Below are 21,128 nucleotides of genomic sequence, written 5' to 3' on the forward strand. Positions count from 1 at the left end.
CACGAACGACACGGGGTGACGCCATGAGTGCAGCCGGACACGTCGCCGTCGTCGGTGCCGGATCCTGGGGCACGGCGCTCGCCGCGCAGATCGCGCGCAACGGCTTCGACACGGTGATCTGGGGGCGCAACGCCGCCCAGATCGCGACCATCGCCACCCGCCACGAGAACGAGCGCTATCTGCCGGGCATCGCGCTGCCGGAGTCGCTGCGCGCCACCGCCGACCTCGGCGAGGCCGTGCGGGGCGCGCGCCTGGTGCTGGTCGTCGTGCCCAGCCACGCCTTCACCGAGACCCTGCGGGCGGTGGTGCCGCTGCGCGCGGCCGGCACCGGCGTGGCATGGGCGACCAAGGGCTTCGAGCCCGGCTCCGGGCGTTTCCTGCACGAGGTCGCCGGCGAGCTGCTCGGGCCGGGGGTGCCGATCGCGGTGGTCACCGGCCCGTCCTTCGCCAAGGAGGTCGCGCAGGGCCTGCCGACGGCGGTGACCGTGCACGGCGACGACGCGGCCTTCGTGCAGGACGTCGCCGACACCCTGCACGGCCCCGAATTCCGCGCCTACAACGGCGACGACATGCTCGGCGCCGAGCTCGGCGGCGCGATGAAGAACGTGCTCGCGGTCACCACCGGCATCGCCGACGGCATGGAACGCGGCGCCAACGCGCGTGCCGGCCTCATCACCCGCGGCCTCGCCGAGATGCTCCGGCTCAACGCGGCGCTGGGCGGACGCCCGGAGACGCTGATGGGTCTCGCCGGCCTCGGCGACCTGGTCCTGACCTGCACCGGCGACCTGTCGCGCAACCGGCGCCTGGGCCTTGCGCTCGGTCGCGGGCAATCGATCGGCGAAGCGGTGGCGGCGATCGGGCAGGTGGTCGAATCGGTGCAGACCGTGGACGAGGTGATGCGCCAGGCCGAGCGCCTCGGCGTGGAGCTTCCGATCTCGGCGCTGGTGCAGCGCGTGCTGCACGAGGAGATCACCCCGGTGGAAGCAGCGGGCCTGCTGCTGGCCCGCGAGCAGAAGCCGGAGTTCACCGAGCCGCTGGTCGGCGAGGGCTGAACAGGACGCGGCTGCACCGCGGATGAAGCGCGGGGTGCGGCGTTCGGGATGGCGACAGGTGCTTGAACCGGCCCTGTCGCCCCGCATCGCGCACCGCGTTTAGCGCGTTCTTAACCCGGTAGGGTCCCTGCGCCCGGCTTCCGCACGGGCCGCATGCCCGGCATGCGCAGTCGTGTCCCGCTTCCGGAGATCGCAGCATGAGCCCCATCAGGATCCTCGTCCCCGCACTGGCCCTCGCCCTCGCGCTGCCGGTCGCCGCCCAGGCCGCCGAGCGCGGCTTCTACGCCGGCGGCAAGGTCGGTGCCGCCTCCTACGACGACGACTTCCTCGACGAGGACGACACCAGCTTCGGCGTCTACGGCGGCTTCCAGTTCAATCCCTACTTCGCGCTGGAAGGCTCCTATACCAACTTCGGCGACATCGAGGGCAGCCTCACCCCGCCGGATCTCGGCACCGGCAGCGTGGAGCCGCGTTCGTTCGGCGTCGCCGCGATCGGCATGTTGCCGATCGGCAACCAGTTCTCGCTGCTGGCCAGCGCCGGCCTGCAGTCGTGGGAGGCGAACCCGGACGACGATCTTGAGGACGTGGTCGGCGACCGCGACAGCACCGACCCGTTCTACGGCGTCGGCGCGCAGTTCGACTTCACCAGCAACGTCAGCCTGCGCGCGCAGTACCAGCGCTACGAATTCGGCGATGCCGACAATGACGAGGTCAGCCTCGGCCTGCACTACACCTTCCGCTGACCGCAGCGGCGCCGCCTACGGGAAGGGCCGGCATCGCTGCCGGCCCTTCTCGCGTCTTGCGGACCCTCGGGCTCAGAAGCTGTAGCGCAGGCCGACCAGGTACTCGGTCACGTTGTCGCCGACTTCCACCTCGCCGGTGATGCCCCAGTCCGGATGGACGCGGACGTGCGCGCCGACGGTGGCGGAGAAGTTGCCGTCGCCGTCGTAGTCGGAATAGAGGTCGCCGTCGGTGTAGTTGACCTTGGCGATCGCCTCGAACCACTCGCTGAGCGTGCCGCGCAGGCCGATCGAGCCGCGGGTGTCGTCGAGGTGGCCGCTGACCTTGTAGATGCCGGCGGAGGCGTCGAGCTCCGTACGCAGACGGCTGACCTCGGCGATCAGGTCGGTACGCTCGGACAGGTACACGCGGTAGCCGAGGCCGAGCTGGAACTGGTCGAGGTCGGCGTCGATGCCGTAGTCGTCGTAGCTGGCGCGGCGGGCGCTGCCGAAGAGATAGAAGCCGGGGCCGAAGGCCAGCGAGCCGCGGATGCCGCCGCCGTCGACGTTGTCGAGATCGTCGATGTCGACGTTGTGATAGTCGGCTTCCAGATAGGTGTAGCTGCGCGCGAGGTCATCGGCCTGGGCGAGGGAAGTCGCTGCGAGGAGCGCGAGCGACAGGACTGCGTACTTCATTCATACCCCTGTTGTGTGTCATTCCATTGCCCCCGGCCTTCGCCGAGGGCGCGCATCCTAACGGAGTGCACACAAAAATGAACGCGGCTCAGCCGCTGCCGGCGAAGCCGTGCTGGCGCCAGGCCTCGAACACCGTCACCGCGACCGCGTTCGACAGGTTGAGGCTGCGGTTTCCCGGCCGCATCGGCAGGCGGATGCGCTGGTCTTCGGGCACCGCATCGAGCACTGCATCCGGCAGGCCGCGGGTCTCGCATCCGAACAGGAAGCTGTCGCCGCACGCGTAGGCCGGCGCGTCGTGGCGCACGCGGCCGCGGGTGGACAGGGCGAACAGGCGGGTCGGGCCGATCGCGGCGAGGCAGGCGGCGAGGCCCGCGTGCACCTGCAGGCGAGCGAACTCGTGGTAGTCCAGGCCGGCGCGACGCATGCGCTTGTCGTCGAGCGCGAAGCCGAGCGGCTCGATCAGGTGGAGCGTGGCGCCGGTGTTGGCGCAGAGCCGGATCGCGTTGCCGGTGTTGGGCGGGATCTCGGGCGAGAACAGCAGGACGTTGAACATCGCGCCAGTGTAGGCAAAGCCCGCACGGCAGCGCCCTGGTACCGGGGGATACTCAGGGCGCCTGGGTGGAAACGGCGGACCCGGCGCGCATCGGCCGGACTCAGCGCGAAGCGAACTGTTGGGCGGTGGCGATCGCGCCTTCCATCGCCAGCGCGGCGAGCTGCGCCTGGCTCGGGGTGACGGTGACGGTCGGCATGATCTGGATGCCGTCGCGCTGCGCGGCCCGGATCCAGGCGATCTCGGAGGCATCGACGGTGACGGTGACGGTCGGCAGCGTGCGCACGTGCTCGATCTGCACCGGCGCCGGCACGGCGGCGACGGTCTCGGCTTCGGAGTGGCCGACGCCGGCGGCGATCAACGAGCCGAGAGCAAGGCTGGCGAGGACGATGAGGGGCTTGGTGTGCATGGTGTTACTCCGCTCTGGTGAGGTGGTCAGGAGGTGTTGTAGTGAAGTATTACACCGCATGCGGGGCAGGCCAATACCGTAATGGGCTTCCCGCTCAGGTTGCATTCATCTTCAAGCGCCGTTGGCCCGCCGCCACGAAGACGTAAGCAGGAACCGAGCCAGGTCTCAAGTCCCTGTTATCGCTTATGTTTCCATCGTCACGCGCACGTGCCGCGTGCGGACGGCGGACATCCGCGGACAGCTCCGAATGTTCTGGACAGCAGCGCGCCGCTGTGGCTGTCGGTCGGGGGGGGGCGATCCGGGGGCGGCCGGAGGCCATGGCCATCGGCCCATGGCTGGCGCAGCGCCTGCGGCTAGCATGGCCGGCCCGGCAGGCGGCTTCGCCTGCCCATTTCCTCGAGGAGACCTCCGCATGACGCATTTCCTGCGCCGGACGCGCACCGCCGCCCTGCTTGCCCTGGCCCTCGCCGCGCCGCTGGCCGTCCGGGCGGCGGACGTCGACATCCCCTACGAGACCTTCACCCTGCCGAACGGGCTGCGGGTCGTGGTGCACACCGACCGCAAGGCGCCGATCGTCGCGGTCAACGTCTGGTACCACGTGGGCGCCAAGAACGAGTACGCCGGCAAGACCGGCTTCGCCCACCTGTTCGAGCACCTGATGTTCCAGGGCACCGAGAACTACCAGGGCGAATACTTCGCGCCGTTCGAGCAGGTCGGCGCGACCAACATGAACGGCACCACCAACTCCGACCGCACCAACTACTTCGAGAACGTGCCGACCACGGCGCTCGACCTCGCGCTGTGGATGGAGTCGGACCGCATGGGCCACTTCATCGAGTCCATCGACCAGGCCGACCTCGACGAGCAGCGCGGCGTGGTCCAGAACGAGAAGCGGCAGGGCGAGAACCAGCCCTACGGCCGGGTGTGGGAGCGCCTGGCGGAGTCGAGCTATCCGGCCGGGCATCCGTATTCCTGGACGACGATCGGTTCGATGGCCGACCTCGACGCCGCCTCGCTCGGCGACGTCAAGAACTGGTTCCGCGCCTGGTACGGCCCGAACAACGCGGTGCTGGTGCTGGCCGGCGACATCGACGTGGAGACTGCCAGGAAGAAGGTCGCGCGCTACTTCGGCGACATCCCCGCCGGTCCGACCCTGGCGCAGCCGGAGGTCGATCCGGCGCCGCGCACCGGCTCCACCCGCGAGACCATGACCGACCGCGTCGCCCAGGCGCGCATCTACCGGGTGTGGAACGTGCCGGAGTTCGGCGACGGCGACTTCGACCGCCTGCGCCTGTTCGCCAACGTCCTCGGCGGCAGCAAGGCCTCCCGCCTCGACGGCCGCCTGGTGCACGACGAACGCATCGCCGACAGCGTGTCGGCGATGGCCTACGACGGCGAACTCGGCAGCACCTTCATGATGACCGCCGACGTCAAGGACGGCGTGGATCCGGCGGTGGTCGAGAAGGCGCTCGACGAGGAGCTTCAGCGCCTGCTGCGCGAGGGCCCGACCCAGGCCGAGCTCGACCGCGCCAAGGCGATCTTCCAGTCCGGCTTCGTCCACGGCGTCGAACGCATCGGCGGCTTCGGCGGCAAGGCCGACGTGCTGGCCGAGTGCGCGGTGTTCACCGGCGACCCCGGCTGCTTCCGCACGCGCCAGCAGACCATCGCCGAGGCCGATCTCGCCGCGGTCGGCGCAAGCGCGCGACGCTGGCTGGGGCAGGGCGACCACACCCTGGTGGTGGTGCCCGGCGCACAGCCGCCGGCGCCGGTGGACGGCAGCACCGCCGACGATCCGGCGATGCCGCAGGGCGTGGAGGTCATCCCGCAGCCGGACGTGCGCTTCACCACGCTCGAGTCCGACGTCGACCGCAGCAAGGGCCCGCCGCTCACCGCCGAGTTCCCGGACCTGAAGTTCCCGGAGCTGCAGCGCACCACGCTGTCGAACGGCATCCCGGTGATCCTGGCCGAGCGCCACGAGGTGCCGGTGGTGCGGGTGAGCGTGGAATTCCCCGGCGGCTACGCGGCCGATGTCGGTCGCGCGACCGGCACCGCCAGCTTCACCATGGGCATGCTCGAGGAGGGGGCGGGCGAGCTCGACGCGCTGGCGTTCGCCAGCCGCACCGAGGAGCTGGGCGCCAGCATCGGCGCCGGCGCCGCGCTCGACGGCTCCAGCGCCTACCTCTCGGCGCTGACCGACCGCCTGGACCCCTCGCTGGCGCTGCTGGCCGACGTCGTCCAGCGCCCGCGCTTCGAGGCCGACGACATCGCCCGGGTCAAGGCGACCTGGATCGCCGGCATCGCCCAGGAGAAGACCCGCCCGAACAGCATCGCCATGCGCCTGCTGCCGCCGCTCCTCTACGGCCAGGGCCATCCGTACGCGATCCCGTTCACCGGCAGCGGCGATGCCGCCTCGATCGGCAGCCTGGAGCGCGAGGACCTCGTCGACTTCCAGCGCGACGTGCTGCGCCCGGACAACGCCACCGTCGTCGTCGCCGGCGACACCACGCTGGAGCGGATCGTGCCGCTGCTGGAGAAGCATTTCGCCGACTGGACCGTGCCCGGCGAGAAGCAGGTCGTGCGCGAGATCCCGAAGGTGGGCCAACCCGCGTCGCAGCGGGTGTTCCTGGTCGACCAGCCGGGCGCGATCCAGGCCACGATCATGGCCGGCGAGCTGGTGCCGTCGACCATGGACGACAGCGACCTGCCCTTCAGCATCGCCAACGGCGTGCTCGGCGGCGAGTTCAGCTCGCGGCTCAACATGAACCTGCGCGAGGACAAGAGCTGGGCCTACGGCGCCTACAGCTTCGCCTCCAGCGCACGCGGGCAGCGGCCGTGGATCGCGTTCGCGCCGGTGCAGATCGACAAGACCGCCGAGGCGCTGGCGGAAATGCGGCGCGAGGTCGCGGCCTATGCCACCGGCCAGGCACCGGCGACCGAGGCCGAGATCGCCAAGATCCGCGCGACCAACGTGCGCGGCCTGCCCGGTTCCTACGAGACGCTCGACGCAGTGATGTCGGCGATCGGCGGCATCGTCCGCTTCGAGCGGCCCGACGACTACGTGGTCACGCTCAAGGACCGCATCGAGGAACTCTCCGACGCCGAGGTGCGCGAGACGGCGGGCCTGATCGATCCGGCGGCGCTGACCTGGGTCGTGGTCGGCGACCTCGAGACGATCGAGGCACCGGTGCGCGCGCTGGGCCTGGGCGAGGTCGTGGTGCTGGACGCCGACGGCAACCGCGTGCGCTGAGCATGCGTTGCCGGGGCGGGACGGGCGGGGGACAATCCCCCGCCGCGTCCGCGCCGACGCCGTCCTTCCTCCACGGAGCCACCGCATGCGTCCTCGCCTCCTCGCCGTCCTGGCGCTCGCCCTCGTCGCCGGCGGCTGCAGCTGGGTGAAGATGGATCCCCAGGCCGACGCCATCCGCGTAGTGCGTCCGGAGCAGGACCTGGGCTACTGCACCAAGCGCGGCGAGATCGCGGTGTCGGTGAAGGACCAGGTCGGTTTCTACGACCGCAACGCGCTCAAGGTCCGCGACGAACTCGAGATCCTCGCCCGCAACGAGGCGGTCGGCCTCGGCGCCGACACGATCCAGGCCATGGGCGAGCCGGTGAACGGCGAACAGCGCTTCGCCGCCTTCACCTGCGGCGGGCGCTGAGCCGCGGGTTGCGCTCCGCAGCATCCGGCGCAGGGCGGAATCCAGTAGAATTCCCGCTCTTTTGTCTGCCCGTGGTGCCCAGCCCATGCTGTTCCAGCACGTCGCCATCGCCGGTCTCGCCCATGTGGACGCGCCGCACCGGCTGTCCTCGGACGAGATCAACGCACGACTGAAGCCGACGCTGGAGCGTCTCGGCATCAAGACCGACGTCCTCCAGGACGTCGCCGGCATCCACGCCCGCCGCCTCTGGGACGACGATGTGCTGGCTTCCGACGCCGCCACCCTGGCCGCGGTCAAGGCGCTGGCCGACGCCGGCATCGATCCGGACCGCGTCGGCCTGCTGGTCAACACCTCGGTCAGCCGCGACTACCTCGAGCCGTCCACCGCCAGCATCGTGGCCGGCAACCTCAAGCTGTCCGAGACCTGCCAGAACTTCGACCTGGCCAACGCCTGCCTGGCCTTCATCAACGGCATGGACGTGGCCAGCCGCATGATCGACCGCGGCGAGATCGACTACGCCCTGATCGTCGACGGCGAGACCGCCAACCTCGCCTACGAGAAGACGCTCGAGCGCCTGGCCAGCGAGAACGCCACCGCCGAGCAGTTCCGCAACGAGCTCGCGACCCTGACGCTGGGCTGCGGTGCCGCGGCGATGGTGCTCGCGCGTGCCGAGCTCGCGCCCGGCGCGCCGCGCTACAAGGGCGGCGTGACCCGCTCGGCGACCGAGTGGAACGGCCTGTGCCGCGGCAACCTCGACAGGATGGTGACCGACACCCGGCTGCTGCTGATCGAGGGCCTGAAGCTCGCGCAGAAGACCTTCGTCGCCGCCAAGTCGGCGCTGGGCTGGGCGGTGGACGAGCTCGACGAGTTCGTCATCCACCAGGTCAGCCGCGCCCACACCAAGGCCTTCGTCGACGCCTTCGGCATCGACCCGAAGAAGGTCATGACCATCTTCGGCGAGCACGGCAACATCGGCCCGGCCTCGGTGCCGATCGTGCTGAGCAAGCTGCGCGAGATGGGCCGCCTGAAGAAGGGCAACCGGGTCGCCCTGCTGGGCATCGGCTCCGGCCTCAACTGCACCATGGCCGAGGTGGAGTGGTAAGCGCCCCGACCTGATCCCGCGCGAGGGCCGGTTCGTCCGGCCCTCGTCGTTTCTGCCGCCACCTGGTGATCCCGATGCGCCTGGACCCCGCCACCCTTCCGGACTATCCCTTCACCCCGCAGCGCCTCGAGGTGCGGCCGGGCATCGCGATGTCCTACCTCGACGAGGGCCCGCGCGACGGCGTGGTGGTGCTGATGGTCCACGGCAATCCGTCGTGGAGCTATCTGTGGCGCAAGGCGGTGCTGGGGCTGCGCGACCGCTACCGGGTGATCGCGCCCGACCACGTCGGCATGGGCCTGTCGGACAAGCCCGGCGACGACCGCTACGACTACACCCTGGGCGAGCGCGTGGCCGATCTCGCCACGCTGGTCGATGCGCTCGCGCTCGGAGACCGCATCACCCTCGCGGTGCACGACTGGGGCGGGATGATCGGCTTCGGCTGGGCGCTGCGCGATCCGGCGCGAGTGCGCCGGCTGATCGTCACCAACACCGCGGCGTTCCCGCTGCCGGCGGCCAAGCCGATGCCGTGGCAGCTCAGCCTGGGCCGCGACCTCAGGCTCGGCGGCCTGCTGGTGCGCGGGCTCAACGCCTTCGCCATCGGCGCGGCGAACTTCGGTTCGGTCGGGCGTATCCCGGACGCGGTGCGGCAGGCCTTCGTCGCGCCCTACGACAGCTGGGCCAACCGCATCGCCACGCTGCGCTTCATGCAGGACATCCCGCTGTCGCCGGCCGACCGCGCGTACGCGCTGGTCGAGGAGGCGGGGCGGCGCCTGCCGGAGTTCGCCGACCGCCCGGCGTTCATCGGCTGGGGACTGAAGGACTTCGTGTTCGACCGCCACTTCCTCGACGGCTTCACCCGCGCCCTGCCGAGGGCCGAGGTCCGCGCCTACGCCGACGCCGGGCACTACGTGCTCGAGGACAAGGCCGCGGAACTGGTGCCGGCGATGCGCGCATTCCTGGATGCCAGCCCGCTGCGCTGACGCCCTGCCCTTCAGCCGCCACCGGGTGCACGGGCTGTGGGAGGGGCTTCAGCTCCGACAGCCGCATCGTCCGGGACCAGTCGCGGCTGAAGCCGCTCCCGCCCCGGGAGGCTGCGCGGCGACGTGAAGCGGCCTTGCACCCACGGCGCTATCCTTGCCGGCCCGTGTCGCCGGACCTCGCCGCCGTCATGTCCCACTCCCTCGCCTCGATGCTCAAGATGAAGAACCAGCTCGAACAGCTCCGCTCGATGACCACCGTGGTCGCCGACACCGGCGACATCGACGCCATCGCGCGCGTGCGGCCGGTCGACGCCACCACCAATCCCTCGCTGCTGCTCAAGGCGGCGGCGCTGCCGGCCTACGACGGCCTGGTGCGGACCGCGCTCGAGAAGGCGCAGGGCGCCACCCGGGAGGCGCGCGTGGCCGACGCCGGCGACCGCCTCGCGGTGGCCATCGGCTGCCGCATCCTCGAACTCGTCCCCGGCCGCGTCTCCACCGAGGTCGATGCGCGGCTGTCGTTCGACACCGACGCCACCCTGCGCAAGGCCGAGCACATCGTCGCGCTCTACGCCGATGCCGGCGTCACCCCGGACCGCATCCTGATCAAGATCGCCTCGACCTGGGAAGGCATCCAGGCGGCGAAGCGGCTGGAGCGCGACGGCATCCAGACCAACCTGACCCTGCTGTTCGCCTTCGAGCAGGCGGTCGCCGCGGCCGAGGCCGGCGCGTTCCTGATCTCGCCCTTCGTCGGCCGCATCTACGACTGGTACAAGGCCCGCGGCGAGACCCCGGCCACGCCGGACGACGACCGCGGCGTGCAGTCGGTGCGCCGCATCCACGCCTGGTACAAGCGGCACGGCTACGAGACCGTCGTCATGGGCGCGAGCTTCCGCAACATCGACCAGATCCGCGCGCTCGCCGGCTGCGATCGCCTGACCATCAGCCCCGAGCTGATCGAGGCCCTGGGCGCCGAATCCGGCGACCTGCCGCGCGCGCTCGCCACCAGCGCCGGCAGCGATCCGCGCCCCGCGCCGCTCGACGAGCCCGCGTTCCGCTGGGGCCTCAACGAGGATGCGATGGCGACCGAGAAACTCGCCGAGGGCATCCGCACCTTCGCCGCGGATCAGGTCCGACTGGAGGCGGCACTGGCCGCACGCCTGTGAGCATGGCGGCGTCGTCCGCGGCGGCGTCCGCTGCTCCGACGGACGCCGGCGCCGGCGCCTGCAACATCGCGGCGGTGCTGCCGCGGATGGCGGCGGCGGCGCCGGAGCGCATCGCCCTGCGCTGCCCGGGACGGCACCGCAACCTGCACGGCTTCGCCCGCTACGACCTCGCGCTGACCTACGCCGAGCTCGACCGCCGCTCCGACGCCATCGCCGCCGGACTCGCCCGCTGCGGCATCGTGCGCGGCATGCGCACGGTGGTGATGGTGCGTCCGGGGCCGGAGTTCTTCCTGGTCATGTTCGCGCTGTTCAAGGCGGGCGTGGTGCCGGTGCTGGTCGACCCCGGCATCGACAAGCGCGCGCTGCGGCAGTGCCTGGCCGAGGCCGAACCCCATGCCTTCATCGGCATCCCGCTGGCGCAGACCGCGCGCGTGCTGCTGCGCTGGGCGACCAGCGCCACGATCCAGATCACCGTCGGCGCGAGGCTGCCCTGGGGCGGGCCGACGCTGGCGCAGGTGGAGGCGGCCGGCGTCGGCGCCGCGTCGCAGCTGGTGGCGACGATGCCCGACGAGGTCGCCGCCATCCTGTTCACCTCGGGCTCGACCGGCGTGCCCAAGGGCGTGGTCTACCGGCACCGCCACTTCGTCGCCCAGGTCGACATGCTGCGCGACGCCTTCGGCATGGCCGCAGGCGGCGTCGACCTGCCGACCTTCCCGCCGTTCGCGCTGTTCGACCCGGCGCTGGGCCTGACCGGTGTGATCCCGGACATGGATCCGACCCGGCCGGCCAAGGCCGACCCGCGCCGCCTGCACGACGCGATCGCGCGCTTCGGCGCCACCCAGCTGTTCGGTTCGCCGGCCCTGCTCAAGGTGCTCGCCGCGCACGGTGCGCCGCTGCCCACGATCCGCACCGTCACTTCGGCGGGTGCGCCGGTTCCCGCCGCCACGGTGGCGCGCATGCGCGAGCTGCTGCCGGCCGATGCGCAGGTGTGGACGCCCTACGGTGCCACCGAATGCCTGCCCGTCGCCGCGATCGAGAGCCGGGAGCTGGCCGCCACGCGCGCCATGACCGAGCGCGGCTTCGGTACCTGCATCGGCCGCCCGGTGGCCGGCAACAGCGTGCGCCTGATCCAGGTCACCGACGCGGCGATCGCGGGCTGGGACGAGGCGGTCGAGGTCGCCGATGGCGAGGTCGGCGAGATCACCGTCGCCGGCCCGACCGCCACCGACGCCTACTTCAACCGGCCCGAGGCCACCGCGCTGGCCAAGATCGCCGAGCGCACCGCCGCCGGCACGCGCATCGTGCACCGCATGGGCGACCTGGCCTGGCGCGACGGCGAGGGCCGGCTGTGGTTCTGCGGGCGCAAGGCGCACCGGGTCGAGAGCGGGACCGGACCGCTCTACACCGACCAGGTCGAGCCGATCTTCGACCTGCACCCCGAGGTCAGGCGCACCGCCCTGGTCGGCGTCGGCCGGCGCGGTGCGCAGCGCCCGGTGCTGTGCGTGGAGCTGGAAGCCGGCGTCGACGCCGCGCGGCACTGGCGGCGCATCGAGGCGGAACTGCTCGAACTCGGCGGCAGCCACCTGCGCAGCGCGCCGGTGCGCACCCTGCTGCGGCATCCGCGGTTCCCGGTCGACATCCGCCACAACGCCAAGATCGGGCGGGAGGCGCTGGCGGCCTGGGCGGCGAAGCGGCTGCCGCGCCCGGCATGAAGGTGCTGGTCACCGGCGGCGGCGGCTTCCTCGGCCAGGCCCTGTGCCGGGGGCTGGTCGAGCGCGGGCATGCGGTCACCAGCTTCAACCGCGGGCAGTACCCGGCGCTGGACGCGCTCGGCGTGCGCCAGGTGCAGGGCGATCTCGCCGACGCCGATGCGGTCCGTGCGGCCTGCGCGGGGCAGGCCGCGGTCTTCCACAACGCGGCCAAGGCCGGCGCGTCCGGCAGCCATGCGAGCTACCACCGCGCCAACGTCGTCGGCACCGACAACGTCATCGCCGCCTGCCGGGCGCAGGGCGTGCAGCGCCTGGTCTACACCTCGACCCCCAGCGTCACCCATCGCGCCACCCATCCGGTCGAGGGCGGCACCGCCGCCGAGGTGCCCTACGGCGAGCACCTGAAAGCGCCCTACGCGGCGAGCAAGAAGACCGCCGAGCAGCACGTGCTGGCCGCGAACGGAGCCGGGCTCGCCACCGTCGCCCTGCGTCCGCGCCTGATCTGGGGCCCGGGCGACAACCAGCTGCTGCCGCGCCTGGTCGAGCGCGCGCGCGCCGGACGGCTGCGCTTCGTCGGCGGCGGCGACAACCTGATCGATACGACCTACATCGACAACGCGGCGCAGGCGCACTTCGACGCGTTCGAACACCTCGCTCCCGGCGCCGCCTGCGCCGGCCGCGCCTACTTCATCTCCAACGGCGAGCCGCGCCCGGTGCGCGAGATCGTCAACGCGCTCCTGCGCGCCGCCGGCGCGCCGCCGGCCGAGGGCAGCATCCCGTTCGGCGTCGCCTACGCCGCGGGCGCGCTGCTCGAAGCCGCCTGGGCGCTGCTGCCGCTCGCGGGCGAGCCCCCGATGACGCGCTTCCTCGCCGAGCAGCTCGCCACCACGCACTGGTACGACATGGCGCCGGCCACGCGCGATTTCGGCTACCGCCCGCACGTCCGCCTCGACGAGGGCCTGGCCCGCCTCGCCGCCGCCTGGCGCGGCTGAGGACGACATCGGCGCGCAACGCGCCCGGAGCCTTCACCGTCGCACATTAGAATGCCGGGCATGACGTCACGCCTGCCGTTCCTCCCCAACTGGAAGCCGCTCGCCGGCCGCGCCCTCGAGGCCGCCCTGGACCGCGTGATCGCGCTGGATCCCGACACGCGCGCCGCGCTGGCGCGGCTCGACGGCCGCCGCATCACCCTGCACCTGGCCTCGCCGCCGCTGGCGCTCGCGCTGACCGTGCGCGGCGGACGGCTGGTGGTCGGGCCGGTGCGCGAGGACGAGGCCGAGCCCGACCTCTCGGTGCGCGCCACCCTGGCCGGCATGGTCGCCCGCCTCGGCGGCCGCGCGGGCGACGCCGGCGACGCGCGCCATCGCGTGCGCATCTCCGGCGATGCCGACCTCGCGCGCCGCCTGCAGCGGCTGGCCGAGCAGTTCGATCCGGACTGGGAGCGGCCGCTGACGGCGGCGTTCGGCGAGGTCCTCGGCCACCAGCTCGCGCGCGGCATCGCGATGGCCTTGCGCGGCGGCCTGCGCACGGCGAAGACGCTGGCCCGCGACGGCGCCGAGTTCCTCACCGAGGAGTCGCGCGACGTGGTCGCCAAGGCCGAGGTCGGCGCCTTCAACGACGACGTCGACGCGCTGCGCGAACGCGTCGACCGGCTCGAGGCACGGCTTGCACGCCTGCGCGCACGTGCGCCGGGAGGCATGCAGTGAGGCGCCTGCAACCCTGGCTGCGGGTGCTGCGCATCCTGCGCGTGGTCGCCCGCTACCGCCTCGACGCGCTGCTCGACGGCACGCCGCTGGAGCGCTGGATCGCCCTGGTGCGGCCGTTCGTGCCCAAGGCCTCGCCCGAGGTGCAGGCACTCTCGCGCGGCGCGCGCCTGCGCATGGTGCTGCAGGAGCTGGGGCCGATCTTCGTCAAGTTCGGGCAGATCCTCTCGACCCGCCGCGACATCGTGCCGCCCGACATCGCCGACGAGCTCTCGCACCTGCAGGACCGGGTGGCGCCGTTCCCGGGCGAGGTCGCGCGCAGCCTGGTCGAGCGGGCGCTGGGCCAGCCGGTCGAGGTGCTGTACGAGCGCTTCGACACCGAGCCGCTGGCTTCGGCCTCGATCGCCCAGGTCCACGCCGCCTGCCTGCCCGGGCGCGACGGACTGCCGGGCAGGGAGGTCGTGGTCAAGGTCGTGCGCCCGGGCATCGCGCGCCAGATCGATGCCGACATCGCGCTGCTGCGCGGCCTGGCGACGGTCGCCCAGCGCCACCACCCGAACGCCGACAAGATCCGGCCGCTGGAGGTGGTGGCCGAGATCGAGGCCACGCTCGCCGCCGAACTCGACCTGCAGCGCGAGGGCGCCAACGCGAGCGTGCTGCGGCGCAAGTGGCTGGGTTCGGACGACCTCTACGTGCCGGAGGTGTTCTGGAGCCACACCGCCGAGCGCGTGCTGACGCTCGAACGCGTGTACGGCATCCCCTCCGACGACGTCGCGAGGCTGGACGCCGCCGGCATCGACCGCAAGCGCCTCGCCGCGAAGGGCGTGCGGGTGTTCTACACGCAGGTGTTCCGCGACAACTTCTTCCACGCCGATGCGCATGCCGGCAACATCTGGGTCGACACCGATCCCGCGCGCCGCGACAACCCGCGTTTCATCGCGCTGGACTTCGGGATCATGGGCCAGCTCTCGCAGGAGGATCAGTATTACCTCGCCGAGAACTTCTCCGCGATCTTCCACCAGGACTACCGCCGCATCGCCGAGCTGCACGTCGAGGCCGGCTGGATGCCGGGCCACATCCGCATCGACGAACTCGAGGCCGCGACGCGCGCGGTGTGCGAGCCCTACTTCACCCGGCCGCTGTCGGAGATCTCGCTGGGCGAGGTGCTGATGAAGCTGTTCCGCACCGCGCGCCGCTACGAGCTCACCATCCAGCCGCAGCTGATCCTGCTGCAGAAGACGCTGCTCAACATCGAGGGCGTCGGCCGCCTGCTCGATCCGCAGCTCGACATCTGGGCCGAGGCGCGGCCGGTGCTCGACCGCATCCTGCGCGAGCGCTACAGCCCAAAGCAGATCCTGAAGGAACTGCGCCGGCGCATGCCCGAGCTGGTCACCCGCGGCCCTGAGATCCCGCACCTGCTCAACCAGTGGCTGACCCAGCAGGTCGAGGGCCGCCACGAGCTGCGCATGCGCTCGGTCGACCTGCAGCGCATCGCGGCGATGGCCGAGGTCGCGCAGCGCCACGTGGTGTATTCGATCGCCGGCGCCGGCCTGCTCATCACCGGCGCGGTGCTGCTGGCGTTCGAGAGCGGCGGCCCGGCATGGTGGGGCGTGCCGGTGGCGAGCTGGGTGTGCGGCGCCGGCGCGTTCGGCGCTTTCTTCGCCGCCTGGCCGCGCCGGCGCTGAGCATGGCGGTGCGCGTGGCCGAGGCCGATGCGCCATGGGCGCTGCCGGTGCTGTACCGGGACGCGGTCCTGGCCGTGGTCGACAAGCCGAACGGACTGATGGCGCATGCCAGTCCGATGGCGCGCGGCGAGAGCGACTTCGCGCTCGACCGGCTGCGGCGCCAGTTCGGTGCCGATGTCTTCCTCGCGCACCGGCTCGACCGCGCCACCAGCGGCTGCCTGCTGGTCGCCTTCGACCGCGGGATCGCCGCCGAGCTCGGCCGCGCGTTCATGGCGCGCGGGGTCGACAAGACCTACCTCGCGCTGTGCCGCGGCTGGCCGGAGGCGCGCTTCAGCGTCGACCACCCGCTCGACGGCGGGCCCGGCAAGCCCGAGAAGAAGCCGGCGCTGACCCACTTCGAGCGCCTGGCGACCGCCGAGCTGCCGGTGCCGTCCGGCGGCTTCGAGACCACGCGCTTCTCGCTCCTGCGCTGCCGGCCCGAGACCGGGCGCTGGCGGCAGATCCGCCGCCATCTCAAGCACGCCATGCACCACCTGGTCGGCGACAGCAGCCACGGCGACGGCCGCCGCAACCGCATCGCGCGGATGCAGCTCGGCGTGCACCGCATGCTGCTGCACGCCTGGCAGCTGGGCTTCGCGCATCCGGTCTCCGGCGCGCGGCTCGTGGTGACCGCGCCGCCGGACGCGGAATGGCGGCGCCTGTGCGAGCGCCTGGGGCTCGATCCGGCCCTGCTGGACGCGGCGCCGATGGATGGCGCGGCCGCGCCGTGAAGCCTCTTCATTCCGCGCAGCGGACACGGCTGCCATCGTGGCCGCACACTATCCGGTTCAAGGACCACCGCGCCCACCCGATGCTCGAGATCTGTCCCGGTCTGCACATTCCCGACGAGGAGCTCGCCGAACGCTTCGTGCGCGCCAGCGGCCCCGGCGGGCAGAACGTCAACAAGGTGGCGACCGCCGTGGAGCTGCGTTTCGACGTCGCGAACTCGCCGTCGCTGCCGGATGGCCTGCGCGCGCGCCTGCTCGCGCGGCGCGACCGGCGCCTCACCGACGAGGGCGTGCTGGTGATCAGTGCGCAGCGCTTCCGCACCCAGGAGCGCAACCGCGAGGACGCGCGCGAACGCCTCGCCGCCATCCTCGCCGCCGGCCTGCACGTGCCGAAGGCGCGCATCGCCACGCGCCCGACCCGCGCCTCGAAGGAACGGCGCATCACCGAGAAGAAGGGGCGCGCGCAGATCAAGCGCGGGCGCGGCCGTGGCTGGAGCAGCGACGCATGAGTGCACCGCACATGATCCCGACGCCGTCGCAGGTCCCGCAGTCGCATTCGCGGTTCTGGCGCTGGGTGGGCCGGCGTGGCCTCGCGCTCGCCGGCTGGCGCTTCGCCGGCGCGATCCCGGACGTGCCCAGGGCGGTGGTGATCGTGGCCCCGCATTCGTCCAACTGGGACGGCCTGTTCGGCTTCCTCGCCAAGCTCGCGCTCGGCCTGCAGGTGACCTTCGTCGCCAAGCGCGAGCTGTTCTTCTGGCCGGTCGGCGGCCTGCTCCGGCGCATGGGCTTCATGGCGGTCGACCGGCGCAGCGCCGGCGCGCTGGTGCGCCAGGTCGCCGAGCGCATGCGCGCCGCGCCGCAGATGTGGTTCGGCCTCACCCCCGAAGGCACGCGCAGCCAGGTCGAGCACTGGAAGTCCGGCTTCTGGCACATCGCGCGCGCCGCCGGCGTACCCATCGTCTGCGCCTACTTCCACTATCCCGAACGCACCATCGGCTTCGGCCCGCTGTTCGAACCGAGCGACGACCCCGTCGCCGACATGGCCCGGATCCGCGCCTTCTACGCGCCCTGGGTCGGCAAGCGCCGCGGGACGGTCTGAGGCCCGAGCGAACCAGCCAGCGCGTCCGTGCGGTCGCCGGGGCGTTGCCATGGCATCCTGTGCGTCGACGGTGCAGGGAGGATGCCGGATGGCGAGGACGCGATGGCTCTACGGGCTTGCACTCGCCCTGACGCTCGGCGCGGTCGCCGCGCGTGGAGCGGACGTGCCCGCGCCTGCCATCGCATCCGACGCCGATCTCGCGCGTCATCTCGACGGCGGCGACTCGCCGCTGCGACGGCTCTCGCCGCTCGCCTACCGGCGTTTCCTCGATTCCCTAGCCTGCAACGAACGCGGCCTGATTTCGATCTCGGCACGGGACATCGAGTGGGAGCTCGCGCCGAAGGAGGCCGCGGCGGTATGGGCCCTGTTCGGCGTCGACCGCCCGGTGGAGAGTCTCACCTGGCGCGCACGGCCACCGGAGTGGCCTGCGTCGGGAGCGCGGCGCGCCCTGGGCGTCCCTACCGAGATCGAGATGCGCTATGACCGCTTCGTGGCTGCGCAGACGGAGGCGGCGGCAGCGGGCGCGGTCGCGATGGATGCGTCAAGCTTCGATGCGCTGTTCGGGCGCTGGTTCGCATCGGCGCGCTACGCGGAGGTCTCGGACCGCGACCTGACGGTGCTCCTGCATGCGGCGCTCGATCGTGCGGATGTCATCCGCGATGGGCGCAACGGCACCTTGCTGGGGGGTGTGCTGGCGGAGATGGACGGTCGGGGCCTCGCCGGCGATCGCGACTGGTTCGAGGCCGCCGATGCACTGTTCGTGGCCGGGGAGATGCCCGCCGCCGTCTAGCTGCGTGGGCATGCCGTGCGCGAGGCCGGGCCACCGGTACCGCGTCTGGTGGGCGCCGGGGCGATGGCCGCAGCCATCGATCCGGCTGCGCCCCGGATCTGGTGGCCGGAGTCCGGCGATGCGCTGCGGGCCGATGTCGTGGAGGCCGGGCACCTGGAGGTGCTGGTCCTGGCGAGTCCCTTCTGCCGCTATTCCATCGCGGCCGCCGAGGACATCGCCGCGGATCCGACGCTTGCGCTTCTCCGCAGCGGCGAGCGCACGGTGTGGCTGGTGCAGCCGACCGGGCTCGACGAGGTCGCGAGCGTGCGCGAGTGGAACCGCAGCCACCCGCAGATGCCGATGGCGCTGATTTCCGATGCGCGTGTCCTACCTGGCGTGTCCCGGGTGGAGACGCCGACCTTCGTCATCCTGCGTGAGGGGACGGTGCTCGAAAGGGTTCAGGGCTGGCCGCTCGAGACGGGCAACGCGCCGGCGCTGCGCGCGGCGCTGGCACGGGCCGCGTCGGGCGATGACGGGATCTAACGCTCCGACGGGCCGCCCTCGCTGCTGTCGCGGGCGAGCAGGCCGGGTCGGAGCAGTTCGATGAAGTCGCGCGCCTGCTGGCTCAGGTAGCGCCCCTTGCGCACGACCACGCCGTAGCTGCGCTGCGGAAAGTGCTCGGCGAGGCTGCGCGCCTCGAGCCGGTCGCGGTCGGCCTCGCCCAGGCAGATCCCGCTGACGATGCTGATCCCCAGGCCCATGGCGACGTACTGCTTGATCACCTCCCAGCCGCCGCTGGCCTCCATCGCCACCGTGTAGGGCACCCGCGCGCGCTGGAAGGTGTAGTCGACCTGGCGGTAGGTGGTCAGGTGCTGCGGCGGCATCACCAGCCCATGGCCGGAGAGATCCTCCAGGCGCGGGTGCGGGATCGAGGCCAGCGGATGCCCCTTCGGCGTGATCAGCATCGGGTCGTAGACGTGCACCGGCGCATAGATCACGTCGCCCGGCACGTCGGGCACGGCGCCGACCGCGAAGTCGACCTCGTCGGCGCGCAGCATCGCCAGGCCTTCCGGGCCGGTGACCGTGTGCAGGCGCAGCGCGACGTCCGCATGGGCCGCCCGGTAGGCAGCGACCAGGGGCGGCATCAGGTAGAGCAGGGTGGAGTTGCCGCAGGCGATGTCGAGGCGGCCGGCGGACATGGTCTGCAGCCGGTCGCGGAATGCCGATTCGAGGCCGTCGATGCCGTCCACCAGCGGACGTGCCATGTCGTAGAGCGTCTCCCCGGCCGCGGTCAGGTTGAGGCGGCGGCCGATGCGTTCGAACAGCGGCACGCCGTAGTCGCGCTCCAGTGCCTGGAGCTGCAGACTCACCGCGGGCTGGCTGAGGAACAGCGCGTCAGCGGCCCGGCTGACCGAGCCGAGCCGGGCCACCTGGCAGAACGCGCGCAGCGGCTTCAGGCGATCGGATTTGTAGTAGTAGCGGGCGCTGCGCGCTGTCCGGGGCGACATAACTCTTTGTCCGCGCGAGAATATTTGATGAGCAAATAGGTTCCATTCAAATATTTGCTTTGTCAAAGCTGGCGCTCGAGGCCTAGCTTCGCCTCATCGACCAGTGCCGCCGCCGCGGCTTCGAGGAGACGACCATGGGCACCCCGCACGACGCCAACGAACTGCAGCAGAGCTGGTCCAGCGATCCGCGCTGGTCCGGCATCCAGCGCGACTACAGCGCCGACGACGTGGTGCGCCTGCGCGGCACGGTGCACGTGGAGCATTCGCTCGCCCGCCTCGGCGCCGAGAAGCTCTGGAGCCACCTGCACACGGAGGACTTCGTCAACGCGCTGGGCGCGCTGACCGGCAACCAGGCCATGCAGCAGGTCAAGGCGGGCCTGAAGGCGATCTACCTGTCCGGCTGGCAGGTGGCCGCGGACGCCAACCTCGCCGGGCAGATGTACCCCGACCAGTCGCTGTACCCGGCCGATTCGGTGCCGGCGGTGGTCAGGCGAATCAACAACACCCTGCTGCGCGCCGACCAGCTGCAGCACGCGGAAGGGCGCGACGACATCGATTTCCTGCAGCCGATCGTGGCCGACGCCGAGGCCGGCTTCGGCGGCGTGCTGAACGCCTTCGAGCTGATGAAGGCGATGATCGAGGCCGGCGCCGCCGGCGTGCACTTCGAGGACCAGCTGGCTTCGGTCAAGAAGTGCGGGCACATGGGCGGCAAGGTGCTGGTGCCGACCCGCGAGGCGGTCGAGAAGCTCAACGCTGCGCGCCTGGCGGCGGACGTCTGCGGCGTGCCGACCCTGCTGGTGGCGCGTACCGATGCCGAGGCCGCCGACCTCCTGACCTCCGACATCGACGACAACGACAAGCCCTTCTGCACCGGCGAGCGCACGGTCGAGGGCTTCTACAAGACCCGCAAGGGGCTCGATCAGGCGATCAGCCGCGGCCTGGCCTACGCGCCCTATGCCGACCTGGTGTGGTGCGAGACCGGCAAGCCGGACCTGGAGTTCGCACGCAGGTTCGCCGAGGCGATCCACGCGAAGTTCCCCGGCAAGATGCTCGCCTACAACTGTTCGCCCAGCTTCAACTGGAAGAAGAACCTCGACGACGCCACGATCGCCAGGTTCCAGCGCGAGATCGCGTCCTACGGCTACCGGTTCCAGTTCATCACCCTGGCCGGCTTCCACGCGCTGAACTACTCGATGTTCCACCTCGCCCACGGCTATGCGCGCGAGCAGATGAAGGCCTTCGTCGAGCTGCAGGAAGCGGAGTTCGCCGCCGCCGCGCAGGGTTTCACCGCGGTCAAGCACCAGCGCGAGGTGGGCACCGGCTACTTCGACGCGGTGACCCAGGCAATCCAGAAGGGCGCGTCCTCGACCACGGCGCTGACCGGCTCCACCGAGGAGGAGCAGTTCCACGGCGACTCCCCGGCGAAGAAGGATGGACGCGCCGCGGCCTGAGCGGCGCGCGAATCGGGGACGGGCGACGCTCGCGCCGCCCGTCCCGCCGCGCCTCCGGGTGCGGGGGAAACCGCCCGATTTCCGGAGTAGACTCGCCCGACCCCGGGGGA

At 71.7% G+C, this 21,128-nt stretch carries 21 protein-coding genes; 17 read left to right on the forward strand and 4 right to left on the reverse strand.

Going from position 1 to position 21,128, the window contains the following annotated elements; genetic code table 11:
* Positions 1–23 precede the first annotated feature (23 nt).
* Both KB893_RS09900 and KB893_RS09905 read left to right on the forward strand, forming a co-directional pair.
* On the forward strand, positions 24–1,052 hold the full coding sequence (locus tag KB893_RS09900; protein ID WP_211925459.1) for an NAD(P)H-dependent glycerol-3-phosphate dehydrogenase: 1,029 nt from the start codon (positions 24–26) through the stop codon (positions 1,050–1,052).
* Positions 1,053–1,249: 197 nt separating this feature from the next.
* The gene (locus KB893_RS09905) at positions 1,250–1,795 is read left to right on the forward strand and encodes a porin family protein (protein ID WP_211925458.1); all 546 of its coding nucleotides are present in this window, start codon (positions 1,250–1,252) and stop codon (positions 1,793–1,795) included.
* A 72-nt stretch (positions 1,796–1,867) separates the two neighbouring features.
* Here KB893_RS09905 and KB893_RS09910 read toward each other — a convergent pair whose 3' ends face one another.
* From KB893_RS09910 to KB893_RS09920, 3 genes are all read right to left on the reverse strand, one after another.
* Positions 1,868–2,467: an outer membrane beta-barrel protein gene (locus KB893_RS09910; protein WP_211925457.1), complete on the reverse strand. Its 600-nt coding sequence runs from the start codon at positions 2,465–2,467 to the stop codon at positions 1,868–1,870.
* Positions 2,468–2,555: 88 nt separating this feature from the next.
* Entirely contained in the window at positions 2,556–3,020 is a 465-nt protein-coding gene (locus KB893_RS09915; RefSeq protein ID WP_211925456.1) for a tRNA (cytidine(34)-2'-O)-methyltransferase, read from the reverse strand.
* Between the two features lie 100 nt (positions 3,021–3,120).
* Positions 3,121–3,426 (reverse strand): hypothetical protein, encoded by a 306-nt coding sequence (locus KB893_RS09920; RefSeq protein WP_211925455.1) that lies wholly within the window; start codon positions 3,424–3,426, stop codon positions 3,121–3,123.
* Positions 3,427–3,838: 412 nt separating this feature from the next.
* Here KB893_RS09920 and KB893_RS09925 point away from each other — a divergent pair, with 412 nt between their 5' ends.
* From KB893_RS09925 to KB893_RS09990, 14 genes are all read left to right on the forward strand, one after another.
* A complete protein-coding gene (locus tag KB893_RS09925) occupies positions 3,839–6,673 on the forward strand; it encodes a M16 family metallopeptidase (protein WP_211925454.1) in 2,835 nt (944 codons plus the stop codon).
* A gap of 85 nt (positions 6,674–6,758) precedes the next feature.
* Complete coding sequence (locus KB893_RS09930) at positions 6,759–7,082, forward strand: DUF4156 domain-containing protein (RefSeq protein WP_211925453.1); 324 nt, start codon at positions 6,759–6,761, stop codon at positions 7,080–7,082.
* An 85-nt stretch (positions 7,083–7,167) separates the two neighbouring features.
* On the forward strand, positions 7,168–8,184 hold the full coding sequence (locus tag KB893_RS09935) for a 3-oxoacyl-ACP synthase III (RefSeq protein WP_211925452.1): 1,017 nt from the start codon (positions 7,168–7,170) through the stop codon (positions 8,182–8,184).
* 74 nt (positions 8,185–8,258) lie between these two features.
* A complete protein-coding gene (locus KB893_RS09940; protein WP_211925451.1) occupies positions 8,259–9,164 on the forward strand; it encodes an alpha/beta fold hydrolase in 906 nt (301 codons plus the stop codon).
* 209 nt (positions 9,165–9,373) lie between these two features.
* The gene (gene tal, locus KB893_RS09945) at positions 9,374–10,327 is read left to right on the forward strand and encodes a transaldolase (RefSeq protein WP_377730148.1); all 954 of its coding nucleotides are present in this window, start codon (positions 9,374–9,376) and stop codon (positions 10,325–10,327) included.
* Between the two features lie 2 nt (positions 10,328–10,329).
* Entirely contained in the window at positions 10,330–12,039 is a 1,710-nt protein-coding gene (oleC, locus tag KB893_RS09950) for an olefin beta-lactone synthetase (protein ID WP_211925450.1), read from the forward strand.
* Positions 12,036–13,028 carry a 2-alkyl-3-oxoalkanoate reductase gene (gene oleD / locus KB893_RS09955; RefSeq protein WP_211925449.1) on the forward strand — a complete coding sequence of 331 codons (993 nt, stop codon included), beginning with the start codon at positions 12,036–12,038 and terminating at the stop codon, positions 13,026–13,028. Before oleC ends, oleD begins: the two co-directional genes overlap by 4 nt.
* 60 nt (positions 13,029–13,088) lie before the next feature.
* Positions 13,089–13,742: a ubiquinone biosynthesis accessory factor UbiJ gene (locus KB893_RS09960; RefSeq protein WP_211925448.1), complete on the forward strand. Its 654-nt coding sequence runs from the start codon at positions 13,089–13,091 to the stop codon at positions 13,740–13,742.
* Positions 13,743–13,747: 5 nt separating this feature from the next.
* Positions 13,748–15,424, forward strand: a complete 1,677-nt coding sequence (gene ubiB, locus KB893_RS09965) for a ubiquinone biosynthesis regulatory protein kinase UbiB (protein WP_211925477.1) — start codon at positions 13,748–13,750, stop codon at positions 15,422–15,424.
* Between the two features lie 2 nt (positions 15,425–15,426).
* Positions 15,427–16,194 carry a pseudouridine synthase gene (locus KB893_RS09970; protein ID WP_213173644.1) on the forward strand — a complete coding sequence of 256 codons (768 nt, stop codon included), beginning with the start codon at positions 15,427–15,429 and terminating at the stop codon, positions 16,192–16,194.
* 80 nt (positions 16,195–16,274) lie between these two features.
* Positions 16,275–16,700, forward strand: a complete 426-nt coding sequence (gene arfB / locus KB893_RS09975; protein ID WP_211925446.1) for an alternative ribosome rescue aminoacyl-tRNA hydrolase ArfB — start codon at positions 16,275–16,277, stop codon at positions 16,698–16,700.
* Positions 16,697–17,290 carry a lysophospholipid acyltransferase family protein gene (locus KB893_RS09980; RefSeq protein ID WP_211925445.1) on the forward strand — a complete coding sequence of 198 codons (594 nt, stop codon included), beginning with the start codon at positions 16,697–16,699 and terminating at the stop codon, positions 17,288–17,290. Before arfB ends, KB893_RS09980 begins: the two co-directional genes overlap by 4 nt.
* 163 nt (positions 17,291–17,453) lie before the next feature.
* Positions 17,454–18,080, forward strand: coding sequence for a hypothetical protein (locus KB893_RS09985; protein ID WP_211925444.1), 627 nt, complete (start codon positions 17,454–17,456; stop codon positions 18,078–18,080).
* 15 nt (positions 18,081–18,095) lie between these two features.
* The gene (locus KB893_RS09990) at positions 18,096–18,602 is read left to right on the forward strand and encodes a hypothetical protein (protein WP_211925443.1); all 507 of its coding nucleotides are present in this window, start codon (positions 18,096–18,098) and stop codon (positions 18,600–18,602) included.
* On the opposite strand, the gene KB893_RS09995 is transcribed toward KB893_RS09990, so the two are convergent.
* Entirely contained in the window at positions 18,599–19,567 is a 969-nt protein-coding gene (locus KB893_RS09995; protein ID WP_211925442.1) for a LysR family transcriptional regulator, read from the reverse strand. The two genes, KB893_RS09990 and KB893_RS09995, sit on opposite strands and share 4 nt — an antisense overlap.
* A gap of 134 nt (positions 19,568–19,701) precedes the next feature.
* Between KB893_RS09995 and aceA the strand changes: the two genes are divergently transcribed.
* Positions 19,702–21,018, forward strand: coding sequence for an isocitrate lyase (aceA, locus tag KB893_RS10000; RefSeq protein WP_211925441.1), 1,317 nt, complete (start codon positions 19,702–19,704; stop codon positions 21,016–21,018).
* Positions 21,019–21,128: the final 110 nt, after the last annotated feature.

This window comes from Coralloluteibacterium stylophorae, assembly GCF_018122625.2.
GTDB lineage: Bacteria > Pseudomonadota > Gammaproteobacteria > Xanthomonadales > Xanthomonadaceae > Coralloluteibacterium > Coralloluteibacterium stylophorae.